Origin of the sequence: Gordonia sp. C13 (genome assembly GCF_023218005.1) — a bacterium.
Lineage (GTDB): Bacteria > Actinomycetota > Actinomycetes > Mycobacteriales > Mycobacteriaceae > Gordonia > Gordonia namibiensis.
Window position 1 is genome coordinate 1 of sequence record NZ_JALPSY010000012.1, and the last position, 14484, is coordinate 14484.

Consider the following 14484-nt stretch of genomic DNA (forward strand, 5'->3'; position numbering starts at 1 on the left):
TGGCAGACTAGGTTCACACCATCCAAGCCACCCCGTCTCCGGGGCAACTCTTCCAGCCTACCAGACCTAATCTCCGCCCCGCAAACCCGAAGATCCGCAGCCCGAAGGAATCTGGCAAACCCCTCAAACACCAACCCGAGACACAAAGACTCGAACCGGAAGTTCAGGGGCGGTCAGCCGCAAGCCCGATCTCCACTCCCCATCCAAACCCTCTCAGGCCGGCCGGGGCGGCGCCGTGGCGCGCTGACTCGACATAAGTTACGCACGTGGGTCCTCAGCGTCAAATCGCCTGGTCAGCGGCTATGCCTGGGGACCAACACCGAGTTCGGCGTGCATTCGGAACGGATACCGAGCCTTGTCCGGGCTTTCCCGATGGAACCGCGCCCCCGTATCCGCCCTCCACGGGCGGTCCGAACGACACACCGTCGCCGGCAGATCTGCGGAGGGTGGATTCCAGGGGCGGGTCCTGGGGCCGGTTCTTCGAGCCGGTTCTCGTTCAGCCATCAACCCGGGGATCTCGAGCCAACACCCAGGCCGAGAGAACAAACCCAGAAAAAGCGAGAACCCCCGCCCGGACATCCCGGGCGGGGGTTCTCGTGTTGGTAGCGGGGACAGGATTTGAACCTGCGACCTCTGGGTTATGAGCCCAGCGAGCTACCGAGCTGCTCCACCCCGCGTTGGTGAACACAACGTTACACACGCGTTTGTCAGCGATGCAAATCGATACCGCAACCGCCCGTGACCAGCATCGATGCCAGTGACAGCGGTCACCGCGGCGATAAAGACGTGGTCACGACGGCGCATCGTCCGGCTCGGGCAGCTTTCGCTGTTGTGAGCTGGGTCACTCTCGGGCGTAGACTCGGCGCTACCCGATCCGGGCTGACCCACTACCGAGGAGGGAACCATGTCCGCCCATCTCCACCATGAGAGCCATGGCAACCACCCGATGAGTTTCATCGGATTCGTACTCGCACTCGGCGGCTTCGTGGCCGCGGCACTGTGGCTGGTCCACATGGCCTCCGGCAACACGGGCCCCGCAATCGTGTCCGCGGTGCTCATGGTCGCGGCGTTCGGCGTGGCCGTCTCGATCTTCTTCACGATCGGCCACCGGTATCACCACAGCCCGGTTCTTCCGGACAACACCCCGGACGAGAAAGAGCGCTACGTGCGCAAGTATCGCGGCTAGCGATACCCGACGCACGTAGCGCTCCGATTCCTTCTCCCGATCGATGCGCCCCTCATCGGGGCGCATCGATCGGAATCTGTCCGGCTAGTTCTGCTCGGGCAGTGATTCGTACTGTGCGACAGCCTTGTTCAGCCGATCGAGGGCTTGGCCGTAACCGGCGAAGTCGCCCTTTGTCTGCGCGTCCCGCAGTGCGCCGAGCGCGTCCCCGATCGCCTTCACCGCGGCGTCGCGTTCGGGCGTTCCGCCCTGGGGAGGCGCGGGCTGCTGCGGGTTGGTCGTCCCACCCTGCTGCTCGGACTGGTCGGGTGTGTCCTCGGACTGCTGCTCACCGGGAACCACACCGGCGGCCGGCGTGATCCCGACCTGACGCAGCGCCTCCGCCGTCGTCGGGGCGTAACCGATCCGCGCCTCGCGTTCCTTCGGCTCGTAACGGGTGATCACCCGGAAGAGCCGCGGGAAGGCTTCTTCGCCCTGGGCCTGTGCGTACATCGGGACCACGTACAGGATTCCGTTGTCACCGACCGGCAGCGTCAGCAGGTTGCCGAACGTCACCTTCGCCGTGTTCTCGAGTGCCTTCAACGATTCGGCGACTCGGCCATCGGTCTTCATCGGGTTGAAGGCCTGCTTCGGTCCCGACCGCTGGTTGTTACCCGGGAGCTCCTTGACGGTGATCTGCCCATAGTTCGACGGGTCCGAGGAGACGGTGATGTAGGCACCGAGGATCGGCCGGTTGAGGCGGGTGAGCACCGAGGTGATCTGGAACGATGCCTGCTTGCTCTCCGGATCCGAGGCCACGAAGTAGTACGGCGGCTGATCGAGTCCGCGCTGTTCGGCGTCGGGACTCGTCGGATCAGAGGGCACCGACCAGAAGTCGTTCGCCTGGAAGAACGTGCCCGGGGAGTCGACGTGGTAGCGCGTCAGAAGTGCCCGCTGGATCTTGAACAGATCCTCTGGGTACCGGACGTGCTCCCGCAGGGAGGTCTGCTTGTCGAACTCGGCACGCGAGGCGACCGAATCCGGGAAGACCTTCATCCAGGTCTTGAGAACCGGGTCCTCGGTGTCGACCTCGTACAGCTTGACCTCACCGGTGTAGGCGTCGACCGTGGCCTTCACCGAGTTGCGCACATACGACACGGTCTTGTTGACCTGCGTGCGTCCGGTCTGCCCGGGATTGAGGTCCTGGGCGTCGGCGGTCGCGCTCTGCAACGACATCGGCTGCGAGTACGGGAAGTTGTCGAGGGTGGTGTACCCGTCGACGACCCACTTGATCGAACCGTCCTCCATCACCGCGGGATAGGTCTTGGAGTCGACGGTCAGCCACGGCGCGACCTGCTTCACGCGGTCTCGCGGGTCGCGGTTGTAGATGATCTTCGACGCCGAGGTGATCTCCCCCGACAGCAGGAAGTTGCGTTCCGCGTACTTGCCCGCGTACAGCAGCCGGCTGAACCAATTGCTCAGCGGGACGCCCGCCGGGCCCTGGTAGGTGTACTTGGCGTCGCCCATGTCGTGTTCGCGGGGCTCGCCGCCCTCGGAACCGACGATCGCGTAGTCGGGATCGATCTTCGCGAGCAGCTCACCGAAGTAGATGCGCGGCTGCGTCACCTTGATCGGGGCGTCGCGCTTGTACGCCTCGGTCTGGTAGTTCGTGGTGTCGCTGACGTAGTAGAACGGGTCGCCGCCACCGTCGATGTCGTTCTCGTCGGCCGACTCGTTGACCCGGTTCGCCGGCGCGGCGACGAAGCCGTTGCCGTGCGTGTAGACGAGATGCTTGTTCAGCCAGTTCTGCTGGTTCTCGAGGTAGCGGCTCGGATCGAGTTCGCGAACCGCCACCACGAAGTCGCGGACTTCGCCGTCGATCTTGTAACGGTCCACCGCGAGCTGGGTCGGGAAGCCGTAGAAGTTCTGGCGCTGCTGCTGCTGGATGAACGTCGGCGAGACCACGTTCGGGTCGAGGATGCGCACGTTCGACAGCGTCGGGATGTCGCTGTTGACGAGGGCGGGGTTCGCCGGCTCGGCCGTCCAGTCCTTCTGCGTGATGACCTTGTCCGGCCCGATGCCGTAGGCCTCTCGCGTGGAGTTGATGGCCCGCTGGATGTACTCGGCCTCCTTCTGGGCAGCATTCGGCTTCACCGAGAACTGCTCCATGGTCAGAGGCCAGCCCACACCGATCAGCAGTGCCGAGAACAGCATCAGCACGGTTGCGAGAGCGGGGATACGCAGATCACGCAGCACGACGGCGGCGAAGAAGGCGACGGCACAGATGATCGCGATCGCCATCAGGATGAGCTTGGACGGCAGGACTGCGTTGATGTCGGTGTAACTGGCGCCCGGGAAGATCTCGGACTTCCGCGAACTCGAGAGCAGGTTGTAGCGGTCGAGCCAGTACGCCGCCGCCTTGAGCAGCAGGAAGGTTCCGGCCAGGACCGCGAGCTGGATGCGGGCGGCCATCGTGACCGATCCCCCGCCCTGCGCGAGTCGGATGCCGCCGAAGATGTAGTGGGTGACCAGGTTGGCCAGGAACGCCACGACCACCACGACGAACAGCAGGTTCAGCACGAACCGGTAGAACGGCAGGTCGAAGGCGTAGAAGCCGATGTCGAGGTTGAACTGCGGGTCCTTCTGACCGAAGGACGTCCCGTGCAGGAACATCTGGACCGTGGCCCAGGAACCCTGCGCGACGAGACCGGCGAGTGCGCCGATGATCAGTGCCGGCAGCACCGCGAACCACCGCACCTTGGTCATGATGGCGGTCCGGTAGCGCGCGAGCGGGTCGTTGGGCCCCGCGGTCGGCACGAAGACCGGCCGGGACCGGTACGCGAGGGCGACCGCGCCGAAAACGATCAGGCCGACCACCAGCGTCGTGATCAGGAAGAGGATGACGCGGGTCCAGACGACCGTGCTGAACACGCTCGAGTACCCGACGTCGCGGAACCACAGCCAGTCGGTCGCAAGACCGATCATTCGTGGCCCGATGAGCAAGAGGACCAGCACGGCGACGCCGAGTCCGATGACGATCTTGCTCCTGCGTGACAGTGTCGGCATTCCTGCCGGCCCTCGGACGCCCACCAGACCCACTCTCCAAAGCTCTCAATCCGGACAACGCCCTGCGTGACGAGCAAGCCTGGGCGTGGTGCCCACTGTACTGGCACCACCCGGGTGCTGATCACACTCGGGCGTCGGGACAACGATCCGAGGTCGATCACGGTTCCCCGGGGTCGTGGACGACGGCTTCGTCGGGGCAAGATGGGCGGGTGCCCGACCCCACGACACCCCCGACGACGCCCCGCGGTTTCTCCACCGACGACCTCGGGAGCGCATTGAGCGAGATCCTCGACCACGTCGACGCCGCAGGCTGGGGCCAGACGCCGTCGGTGTTCGCCCTCGTCCCCACTGCGGTCCTGGCCGAGCAGGCACCCGACGTTCTCGGCGACGACGCCGGCTCGCCCCTCACCCCGATCGAGCAGGAGCACGCCGACCTCGACGCCTTCCTGGCATCGGCGATCTGGCCCGACGCCGTCGTCGGAGCCGCGGTGGCCATCGAGATCGTGGTCGCTCCCCCGGCTCCCGGCGACGACGGTACGCCGCGTTATGTCGCGAACGAGAGCCAGCCGGCTGCAAGCGTTCCGGACGACGCGTCGGAGCAGGCGCGTCTGGTGGTGGGCGTGCTGCGCTCCGGAAAGGATCTCGCGCTCATGCGGTTACGCCATCAGCCGGGTGAGGAGATCGAGACCCTCACCCATCCGCAGCTCGGGACCGAGTTGCGGGCGGCGCTCGCCGGCACCTTCACACCCGACGAACCCGGGGTCTGAACCGCCCGGACGAGGAACGACCGGTCAACAGGTCGGGGCCGGGCGCCCTTCGCCGATGGCGTCCAGGGCGTCCACCGCGCTGTCGAGCGTGTCGACCTTCACCAATTCGAGGCCGTCGGGACGGTCGGAGACGGCCTCCGCACAGTTCCGGGCCGGGACCAGGAACACCGTCGCACCGGCATCGTGCGCCGCGCGGGTCTTGTGGGTGATGCCGCCGATCGGCCCGACGTCCCCGTCGGCGGTGATGGTGCCGGTTCCCGCGATGAACTTGCCGTGGGTGAGCTCGCCCGGGCTCAGCTGATCGATGACCGACAGCGCCAGCATCATGCCCGCCGACGGTCCACCGATGTCACCGACGGTGTAGGTGACCTTCAGCGACGGGTCGGCATTGGCGACCTCGGCCGCGACCCCGAGGAACCCGGCCTTCGCGTCGTCGGGATGTGGGGCGAGCGTGACGGTCACCGTCTGCGGGGTGCCCTGCCGCACGATCTCCAGCGGCAGCACCGTGCCCGGCGGGTTCTTCGACACGACGTCGCGCAGTTCCTTGCTCGTCTCGACCTCGACGCCCCCGACCCTGGTGACCACGTCACCGGCCTGCAGGACACCGGCCGACGGACCCTCGGCGCCCACGCCGGCGATACGCAGAACCGTGGGACGGTCGAGGAAACGCAGCGCCGCGATGGTGGCGCTCTCCTCCGACCCCGTCATCTGCTGAGCGTTCTCCTGCTGGACCTGCTCGGTGGTGCGGTCCGGCGGATACACCTCGTCGCGCGGGGTGAGCGCGTACTTCCCGGACAGCCACATTCCCAGTGCGTCGAAGAGGGTGAGCCCGTCGCTGACCGACACCGTCGTCAGGTTGAGGTTGCCGGTGGTCTTGTCGAGGGGCGCTCCGTCGATCTGCACGACCTTGCGTTCGACGACCTTGCCGTCCTGCTCGACCTTCGTCATGCCCAGCGTGTTCAGCGTCGGACCGGGACCGAGTGCGGCGTAGGGCACCTGCACCTGCGTGCCGACGACGAGCAACGCCATCAACACCAGGGCGCTGACCGCGGCGGTGGCGATCCGGCGGAAGCGGGGGCTCGAACTCATTCCGCACACGATAGTGCCCCGACCTCCGACGACAGTCCCGGCGTCGCTACGCGCACGGCGAACATCCGACGCCGTGGACGCGCCTGTCCGGGCGGTACGGTGGACGTATGAGTGATCTGCCCTTCGGCTTCTCGGCGTCCGGCAACGGCGACGACGACCGCGACAAGAACAGCGGCGACAAGGACAAGCCGGGCGGCAACCCCGGCAACCCCTTCGGTGGCGCCAACCCGTTCGGATTCGCAATGGGCGGACAGGGTTCCGGCGGCGGACAGGGCTTCGGCGACTTCGACCCGTCGAACTTCGACCCGAACATGCTCGGCCAGATGTTCTCCCAACTCGGCAGCATGTTCAGCGGCATGGGCGCCGGGATGGCCGGTGGCGGCGGCGGTCCGGTGAACTACGAGGTCGCCACGAATCTCGCCCGCCAGCAGATCGGTTCGTTCACACCGATCCTGGAGAAGGAGATCTCGGCGTCGGCCGACGCCGTAAGACTCGCCGACGTCTGGCTCGACGACGCGACGACGTTCCCCAGCGGCGTCACCCAGACTGTCGCGTGGACCCCGGTGCAGTGGCTCGAGGAGTCGATGGACACCTGGAAGGGTCTGTGCAACCCGGTCGCCGAGCAGCTCGCGCGCACCTGGCAGGACAATCTCCCCGCCGAGGCCGCCCAGTTCGCCGGGCCGATGCTGGGCATGCTGACCCAGATGAGCGGGATGGCCTTCGGCACCCAACTCGGGCAGGGGCTCGGCCAGCTCGCCAAGGAGGTGCTCACCTCCACCGACATCGGTCTGCCGCTGGCGCCCGAGGGCATCGCGGTGCTGCTCCCCGAGGCGATCGCGAAGTTCGCCGAGGGTCTCGAGCAGCCCGCCCAGGAGATCATCGTCTTCCTCGCCGCCCGCGAGGCCGCCCACGTCCGGCTTTTCACACACGTCGGCTGGCTGCGTCAGCGTCTGCTGTCGACGGTCGAGGAGTACGCGCGCGGGATCAGCATCGACTTCAGCGGGATCACCGACGCCACGTCGAACATCGATCCCACCGAGTTGCTGTCCGATCCGTCGAAGCTCGAGGAGCTCATCAGCTCGTCGACGTCGTTCGAGCCGACCACGACGCCCGAGCAGAAGGCCGCGCTCGGCCGTCTCGAGACGCTTCTGGCCCTCATCGAGGGCTGGGTCGAGCAGGTCGTGACCCGGGCCCTCGGCGACCGCATCCCGAGCACCGGGGCACTGACCGAGACCATCCGTCGTCGCCGCGCCTCGGGCGGCCCCGCCGAGCAGACCTTCGCGACCCTCGTCGGTCTCGAACTGCGCCCGCGCAAGGTGCGCGAGGCGTCGGAACTGTGGCGTCGGGTCTTCGAGGCCACCGACCTGTCGACCCGCGACGGTGTCTGGGCACACCCCGACCTGCTGCCCGACTCCGACGACCTGGACAACCCGGCGGCGTTCATCGACCGACTCCTGCACAAGGACACCGATCTCGACGACGCCATCGCGCAGCTCGAGAAGTCACTCGCCGAACAGGACGACACCGAGTCCGGAGACGACGGGCCGAACGGACAGAGCGGGCAGGCCGGCTCGTAACTCCACAGTCGACGCCGCACGCGCCCATGTTGTGGATAACCGGCCCGACCGCCTCCCGCGAGATGTTTTCGCTGGCAGAGTTGCGTCATGTCCATCACGGTCCCGCGCATCCGGCCGGGAACACCGATCCTGGTACGACCGGGCAACCGGGTGCACGTGGGGATCGATCCGGCCGGCAGCGTGATCATCGAACTCAACGACGCGATCTCGGCGCATTCGGTCGCCACGATGCTGCGCTCGCTGGAACGCCCGTGCACCCCGGAGCTGCTCATCCGTCGGGCGTCTGCCGCCGGACTCGCCGACGACGAGATCCGGACGCTCCTCGACGGTCTGGCCGCGGCCGGGCGGACGGTCCCGAGTATCCAACCCGAAACCCCCTCGGCGAGTGGGGATCTCGTCGAATTCCGCATACAGATCCACGGTCAGGGACCGTTGTCGGACCTGTTGGTCGCCTCCTTGCGAGCGCAGGGCCTGCAGGTCCACCGGACGATGCGCCGACGCCCCGACGGCTCTCTCGACACCGTCGACACCAGACTCGTGATCCTCAGCGACTTCCTCGTCCACGACCCGCGGGTCGTCTTCGCCCTGACGAGGGCGCGGATTCCGCACCTGCTGGTCCGGGTCCGCGACGGCGTCGGAATCGTCGGCCCGCTCGTCCTGCCGGGCCTTTCGAGTTGTCTGATGTGCGCCGACCACCATCGCTCCGACGCCGATCCGGAGTGGCCGACGATGGCGGTGCAGCTCATCCGCGCACCGGGCGACCCGGATCCCGCGATCGTGCGGCCGACCGCCGCGATCGCGCACGGGCAGGTCGAACGTCTCGTGACCGCACTGCGTGGGCCCTCCCCCGCCGCGCCACGGGGCGTGCCGCAGTTGTTGAATCAGGTGTTGGAGTTCCGCGATGATCCTGTGCGAGTGGACCGCCGAGAATGGTCACCCCACCCGAGCTGCGATTGTCGTCTGGTGCGAGACGAACAGCTCAAGTCGTCTATTGTGTGACGCGGAAAGGATGCTATGACCGACATCACTCGGGGGCAGGGTCGTCGCAACGCGAAGTTGGCTTCTCTCCCCATCGGTATGGCCGGACGTGCGGCGGCGGGGCTCGGCAAGCGCATGGTCGGTAGAGACAAGGACGAGGTCAACCAGGAACTCCTCGAGAAGTCCGCAGAACAGCTGTTCGCGGTCCTCGGTGAGCTCAAGGGCGGCGCCATGAAGGTGGGTCAGGCGCTGTCGATCATGGAAGCCGCGATCCCCGACGAATTCGGTGAACCGTTCCGCGAAGCACTCACCAAGCTCCAGGCGGAAGCACCGCCGATGTCGGCCGACAGGGTCCACAAGGTCCTCGACCAGCAACTCGGTACCCGCTGGCGTGAGCGCTTCAAGGAGTTCTCCGACGAGCCGGCCGCGTCGGCATCGATCGGCCAGGTGCACAAGGGTGTGTGGTCCGACGGGCGTGAGGTCGCGGTCAAGGTCCAGTACCCGGGCGCCGACCACGCGCTCAAGGCCGACCTGAAGACGCTGTCGCGCATGTCGGGCCTGTTGCAGAGGTTGTCGCCGGGCACCGACGTCAAGGCGATGATGGACGAACTCATCGACCGCACCGAGGCCGAACTCGACTATCTCGGCGAGGCCGACAACCAGCGGGCCTTCGCCAAGGCGTACGACGGGCATCCGAACTTCCTGATCCCCAAGGTGGTCGCCAGCGCGCCCAAGGTCGTGGTCTCGGAATGGGTCGACGGTGTCGCGCTGTCGAAGATCATCGCGACCGGCGACCAGGAGACCCGCGACAACGCGGCTGCGAAAATGGCCGAGTTCGAGGTCAGCTCGCCGTACCGGGTCGGCCTGCTCCACGGCGACCCGCATCCGGGCAACTTCTTCATCGCCGACGACGGCCGTTTCGGTGTCCTCGACTTCGGTGCGGTCGGCCACTACCCCGGTGGACTCCCCCCGGAGACCGGGCCGATCCTGCGGCTCGCCCGCGACCAGAAGTACGACGAACTCAAGGACCTGATGGTCGAGGCGGAGTTCATCCGCCCGTCGCACGCGTCGAAGGTCACCAGCGCCGACCTCGAGGCGTACCTGCGGCCATACGTCGACCCGCTGTACTCCGAGTCGTTCCACTTCACGCGCAAGTGGATGCAGCGTGCCGCGGGCAAGGCGACCGACGTGCGCGGCGAGGTCTACAAGACCTCGCGGAACCTCAACGTACCCAAGCGGTTCGTGATGGTGTTCCGTGTGCTCGGCGGTTGTGTCGGCATCGCCTCGCAGCTCGAGGCGCACGCGCCGTACCGCGCCATCATGGAGGAATGGGTGCCCGGTCTGGGTGACTGATCCCCGACGACGAACAGCGACGCCGCGAGTATCTGCTCGCGGCGTCGCTGTCTGTGTTCTCAGGCCGCCGAGTTCTTACGCGGCCGGCCGCGGGGCCGCTTGCGTGCGATCACGGTGCCACGTTCGAAGATCTCGCCGCCCCACACGCCCCAGGGCTCGGCACGATCCAGGGCCGCCTGCAGGCACTGGGTCCGGAGCGGGCAGTCGGCACACATCGCCTTGGCACGCTCGAGGTCACGCGGGTTGTCGGCGAACCACAGGTCGGCGTCGGCCACCTGGCAGGGCAGGTCGAGCCGGGCGGTCGCTGCGCGGTCCGCCGAGATACAGGACTCGAGTACGCAATCGACGGTCATTGGGTTTCTCCACATCTGCTCGTTTGGGATTGGTGACCCATGTCCTCGATGTGGCTGCCGGTCCGAGAACCCCTGCGAGGGGTGATGATCGGGTGACAAAAAAGAGGGCCACGGGTTTCGCCTCTGCGATTCGCCCGTGGCCCGAAGTTCTCGGAGGTCTAACTCCGGAGAATCGGTGTCGGTACGGGGAACCCATGCGGCGCGGGGGCTGCTGCTGCGGCTGCTGCCGGCGCTACGTGCGCTGCTACCGGATGCACTGCCGCGGCGGGATGCGCTGCCGCAGTCGGCGGAGCGACCGCCGGGAGTGCGGCTGCAACGGCCGGCGTTGCCGGAATCGTCGCTCGAGCGACGACCGGACGTGCACAGACGGCAGGCAGCCAGGAGCGGTTGCGACGGGCGCGCAGAACGACGGCGTGTGCCTGGTTCGGCTTGGCCGCAGACACGGCGATGCCGGCCTGGTTCACGGTGCTTCCGTTCACTGATCCGCTCCTTTCTCTTCTCGACGAACTCCGATGAGCGATGGTTCCTGGTGGGCACAAGAGCGTTCCCACCCGTGTGCTGACGGAGATCAGCCTAAACGGTGCGCCAGAAGGCGCACAACCTATTTTTGACCTGCGGTTTTGACGAGTTCGAGGAGATCCTCGCCGTACTCGTCGAGTTTCTGCGCGCCGATCCCCGAGATCGACACCAGCGCAGCGGTATCCGTGGGCCGCTGTTCGGCGATCGCGGTCAGCGTCTTGTCGGAGAAGACGACGAAGGGCGGGACCTTCTTCGCCTGGGCGCGAGACCTGCGCCATTCCTTGAGCGCGACCAGGAGGTTCTCGTCGAGGTCGGACGGGCATCCCGCGCACCGACCGAGCAGCGTCGCGGTCGAATCCATCAGCCGTGAGCCACAGACGCGGCAGGTGGGTCCCTTGCGGGGGGTACGTTCCTTGGCGATCTTCGACGCCGGCGAGTCGTCGGGGACGAGATCGGTCAGGAACCGGGAGCGACGACGGGCGCGTCCACCCTCGTTACGCGCGAGGGCCCACGACAGATGCAGGTGTTCGCGGGCACGCGTCACGCCCACGTAGAACAGTCGGCGCTCTTCTTCCACGTCTTCCCAAGACCCCTTGATGGCCTGGCTGATCGGCAGTGACCCGTCGGTCAGCCCGACCAGGAAGACCGCATCCCACTCGAGTCCCTTGGCCGCGTGCAGCGACGACAGGGTGACGCCCTGGACCGTCGGCGGATGACGCGCCTCGGACCGGGTCGTGAGTTCGGCAGACAGTTGCGGCAACGTGAGGTCGGGGTTCTCGGCGACCATGTCCTCGGTCAACTGCACCAACGCCTTCAGCGACTCCCACCGGGCGCGCGCCTGGGCGCCCGACGGTTCCTCGTCGGTGAGTCCGAGTTCGCCGAGGACCGCGCGCACGACCTCGATCGTCGTGACACCGGGCCTCACCTCGCGGTTGGCGACCGTGGCGATCTGCCGCATCGCCTGCCGCACCTCGGTGCGCGCGAAGAACGCCTCGCCGCCGCGCACCTGATACGGGATGCCGGCCTCGGTCAGCGCCTGCTCGTAGTTCTCCGACTGGGCGTTGACGCGGTAGAGGATCGCGATCTCCGACGGTGCGACACCCGACTTGATGAGGTGCTTGATCTCGATCGCGATCGAGGTGGCGGCGGCCGGCTCGTCGTCGTATTCGGCGAACTGCGGTTGCGGGCCGGACGGCCGCTGTCCGATGAGGCGGAGACGGGTCCCGGCGATGCGTCCGCGCGCGGCACCGATCACGCGGTTGGCGAGGTCGACGACCTCGGGCGTGGACCGGTAGTCACGCTCGAGCCGGACGACCGTCGCCTCCGGGAAGCGACGGCTGAAGTCGAGCAGATAGTTCGGGGATGCGCCGGTGAACGTATAGATCGTCTGGTTGGCGTCGCCGACGACCGTCAGATCGTCGCGCTCGCCGAGCCAGGCGTCGAGCAGTCCCTGCTGGACGGGCGTCACATCCTGGTACTCGTCGACGACGAAACACCGGTAGCGCGAACGGAATTCGTCGGCCGCACCGGGCTCAATGGTGAGGATCTGCGTCATGTAGATGAGCATGTCGTCGAAGTCGAGGAGGCGATCGCCGTCGGGTGAGACCTTGGAGTCCTCGTAGTGGCCGTACACCGCGGCCACCTTCTGCGGCGGTGCGGGCGACTCGCGTCCGAGGCGGCCGACCGCCTCGACGTAGTTCTCCGGCGAGATCAGGGTGGCCTTGGCCCACTCGATCTCCGACGAGAGATCGCGCAGGGTGTCGGTAGCGGTGTCGAGTCCGGCGCGGCGTGCGGCGCGCGAGATGAGCGGGAACTTGTTGTCGATCAGCTCCCACCGGGCATCGCCGAAGGCGCGCGGCCAGAAGTAGCGCAGCTGCCGCATCGCCGCGGCGTGGAAGGTCTGGGCGGCGACGTTGCCGGTGGCCCCGCCGACGCCGAGGCTCCGCAACCGGGTCCGCATCTCGCCCGCCGCGCGAGCGGTGAATGTGACCGCGAGGACCTGGCCGGGATTCACCTGACCGGTGTCGACCAGGTGGGCGATGCGTCGCGTGATGGTGCGCGTCTTGCCCGTACCCGCGCCGGCCAGCACACAGACCGGGCCGCGCGGAGCGAGGACGGCCGCGGACTGCTCCGGGTCGAGTCCCTCGACCGCGCCGGCATCGCGGAAGCGGGCATCGGGGTTCGCGAGGGAGGTCGGATGGCGCACGGACTCCACTATGTCACCACCCACCGACGCTCCCCGGACCGGCGATCGGGCTGTGCGTGACGCGTCCCACGTCGCCGATCGCGGCGCCGCCGGGAACAGCCTGCGCATGCGTGGTGTTATGACAGTCATGAGCAACGTGATCGACGACGAGGCAGGCGCCCGCAACTCCGACACCGGCGAACTGACCATGTACACCACCTCGTGGTGTGGTTACTGCGCCCGCCTGAAGACCGGACTGAAGGCCAGCGGTATCCCCTGGCAGGAGATCGACATCGAGTTGAACCCGGATGCCGCCGAATTCGTCGGCAGCGTCAACGGCGGCAACCACGTCGTCCCGACCGTTCTCTACGCCGACGGCACCACCGCGACCAACCCCTCGATCGCCGACGTCAAGAAGAAGCTCGGCGTCTGATCTCGTGACCTGAACACCCGGGCCGGCCTTGCCGGACCCGGGTTTTCTCGTCTACCGGGACTGCTGCGCCGTCACCCGGCCGCGGCCCAGGACTCGATCAGCGTGCGTGCGATGGAGATCGATCCCGGCAGCTGCAACCGGGGTGCCGCGCCGTCGGGTCCGGGATCGGCACGCGTCCACCCGTCCCGCGACAACGCCTCGCGCACCTCGTCACGGTGGAACCACTGCGCATCGCCGATCTCGCCGTCGAGGAAGGCGAGCTCGTCAGCGGGATCGCCGATCGCGGCGAAGCCGAGCATGAGCGACCGCGGGAACGGCCACGGCTGGCTGCCCAGGTAGCGCGGTTCGCGCACCACGATGCCGACCTCTTCGTGCACCTCCCGCAGCACACATTGTTCGAGTGACTCCCCCGGTTCGACGAACCCGGCGAGGGTCGAGTACCAGCCCTCGGGCCAGACGGCCTGGCGCCCCAACAGGATCCGGTCGGCGCCGTCGTGGACCACGGTGATGATCGCTGGATCGGTGCGTGGGAACTCGTCCCGGCCGGACTGGACGCTCCGACGCACCCAACCGCCACGCGCCGGCCGCGTCGCCGACCCGTCGACCGGCGAATGACTCGCCGTCTCATGCCAATTCAGGATTCCCAGCGCGGTGACGAGCAGTCCCGCCTCGTCCGGCGTCAGATGTACGGCGCCACGTCGTGCGTCGTCGGTGGGTCCGTCGATGTGATCGACCCGGCGCGCCCACCGGTCGATGCCGTCCACGACACCGAGGATCACCGCATCGGCGGGCGGCTCGTCGGCAACGGTGGTCGCCGGAACCCAGTGCAGCACACCCGACTCCCCGACCGGATATCGACCGTTGGAGTCGATCAGCAGCACCTTCGCCTGTGGCCATCCCGCCAGCATGCGCTCGGCGTCGTCGCGGACCTCGTCGGCGCGGTGGAATGTCGCGCGCGACAGAAGCGGCTGGTGGACCAGTTCGAAGTGCACGTCGGTGTGT

Annotated in this window: 11 protein-coding genes and 1 tRNA gene; 6 read left to right on the forward strand and 6 right to left on the reverse strand. The window is 67.4% G+C overall.

Annotation, left to right across the window (positions count from 1 at the left end; translation table 11 throughout):
• Positions 1–600: 600 nt before the first annotated feature.
• Positions 601–677: transfer RNA gene (locus M1L58_RS11635), tRNA-Met, on the reverse strand.
• A 227-nt stretch (positions 678–904) separates the two neighbouring features.
• Here M1L58_RS11635 and M1L58_RS11640 point away from each other — a divergent pair.
• Entirely contained in the window at positions 905–1186 is a 282-nt protein-coding gene (locus tag M1L58_RS11640) for a hypothetical protein (protein ID WP_006866888.1), read from the forward strand.
• Between the two features lie 84 nt (positions 1187–1270).
• Here M1L58_RS11640 and M1L58_RS11645 read toward each other — a convergent pair whose 3' ends face one another.
• Positions 1271–4228, reverse strand: coding sequence for a UPF0182 family protein (locus tag M1L58_RS11645; protein ID WP_248659007.1), 2958 nt, complete (start codon positions 4226–4228; stop codon positions 1271–1273).
• 209 nt (positions 4229–4437) lie between these two features.
• Here M1L58_RS11645 and M1L58_RS11650 point away from each other — a divergent pair, with 209 nt between their 5' ends.
• Positions 4438–4995, forward strand: a complete 558-nt coding sequence (locus M1L58_RS11650; RefSeq protein WP_248659008.1) for a PPA1309 family protein — start codon at positions 4438–4440, stop codon at positions 4993–4995.
• Between the two features lie 24 nt (positions 4996–5019).
• Here the strand turns inward: M1L58_RS11650 and M1L58_RS11655 are convergent, their stop codons facing one another.
• A complete protein-coding gene (locus M1L58_RS11655; RefSeq protein WP_248659009.1) occupies positions 5020–6084 on the reverse strand; it encodes a YlbL family protein in 1065 nt (354 codons plus the stop codon).
• A 107-nt stretch (positions 6085–6191) separates the two neighbouring features.
• On the opposite strand from M1L58_RS11655, the gene M1L58_RS11660 reads away from it, so the two are divergent.
• The 3 genes from M1L58_RS11660 (at position 6192) to M1L58_RS11670 (ending at position 9992) form a co-directional block, all read left to right on the forward strand.
• The gene (locus M1L58_RS11660; protein WP_006866892.1) at positions 6192–7661 is read left to right on the forward strand and encodes a zinc-dependent metalloprotease; all 1470 of its coding nucleotides are present in this window, start codon (positions 6192–6194) and stop codon (positions 7659–7661) included.
• 87 nt (positions 7662–7748) lie between these two features.
• Positions 7749–8660 (forward strand): hypothetical protein, encoded by a 912-nt coding sequence (locus M1L58_RS11665; protein WP_248659010.1) that lies wholly within the window; start codon positions 7749–7751, stop codon positions 8658–8660.
• A 15-nt stretch (positions 8661–8675) separates the two neighbouring features.
• Entirely contained in the window at positions 8676–9992 is a 1317-nt protein-coding gene (locus M1L58_RS11670; protein WP_006866894.1) for an ABC1 kinase family protein, read from the forward strand.
• Between the two features lie 59 nt (positions 9993–10051).
• Here the strand turns inward: M1L58_RS11670 and M1L58_RS11675 are convergent, their stop codons facing one another.
• The gene (locus tag M1L58_RS11675) at positions 10052–10345 is read right to left on the reverse strand and encodes a WhiB family transcriptional regulator (protein ID WP_006866895.1); all 294 of its coding nucleotides are present in this window, start codon (positions 10343–10345) and stop codon (positions 10052–10054) included.
• Positions 10346–10946: 601 nt separating this feature from the next.
• Entirely contained in the window at positions 10947–13079 is a 2133-nt protein-coding gene (locus tag M1L58_RS11680; RefSeq protein ID WP_308221810.1) for an ATP-dependent DNA helicase UvrD2, read from the reverse strand.
• Between the two features lie 118 nt (positions 13080–13197).
• Here M1L58_RS11680 and M1L58_RS11685 point away from each other — a divergent pair, with 118 nt between their 5' ends.
• Complete coding sequence (locus M1L58_RS11685; protein WP_005197022.1) at positions 13198–13482, forward strand: mycoredoxin; 285 nt, start codon at positions 13198–13200, stop codon at positions 13480–13482.
• A gap of 71 nt (positions 13483–13553) precedes the next feature.
• Here M1L58_RS11685 and nudC read toward each other — a convergent pair whose 3' ends face one another.
• Positions 13554–14474, reverse strand: a complete 921-nt coding sequence (gene nudC, locus M1L58_RS11690) for an NAD(+) diphosphatase (protein ID WP_248659012.1) — start codon at positions 14472–14474, stop codon at positions 13554–13556.
• Between the last annotated feature and the right edge of the window lie 10 nt (positions 14475–14484).

Bases quoted from the DNA above. Each gene is read 5' to 3' on its own strand.
- M1L58_RS11685 (WP_005197022.1), top strand. From the start codon at position 13,198: ATGAGCAACGTGATCGACGACGAGGCAGGCGCCCGCAACTCCGACACC.
- M1L58_RS11675 (WP_006866895.1), bottom strand. From the start codon at position 10,345: ATGACCGTCGATTGCGTACTCGAGTCCTGTATCTCGGCGGACCGCGCA.
- M1L58_RS11665 (WP_248659010.1), top strand. From the start codon at position 7,749: ATGTCCATCACGGTCCCGCGCATCCGGCCGGGAACACCGATCCTGGTA.
- M1L58_RS11670 (WP_006866894.1), top strand. From the start codon at position 8,676: ATGACCGACATCACTCGGGGGCAGGGTCGTCGCAACGCGAAGTTGGCT.
- M1L58_RS11660 (WP_006866892.1), top strand. From the start codon at position 6,192: ATGAGTGATCTGCCCTTCGGCTTCTCGGCGTCCGGCAACGGCGACGAC.
- M1L58_RS11655 (WP_248659009.1), bottom strand. From the start codon at position 6,084: ATGAGTTCGAGCCCCCGCTTCCGCCGGATCGCCACCGCCGCGGTCAGC.
- M1L58_RS11645 (WP_248659007.1), bottom strand. From the start codon at position 4,228: ATGCCGACACTGTCACGCAGGAGCAAGATCGTCATCGGACTCGGCGTC.
- M1L58_RS11640 (WP_006866888.1), top strand. From the start codon at position 905: ATGTCCGCCCATCTCCACCATGAGAGCCATGGCAACCACCCGATGAGT.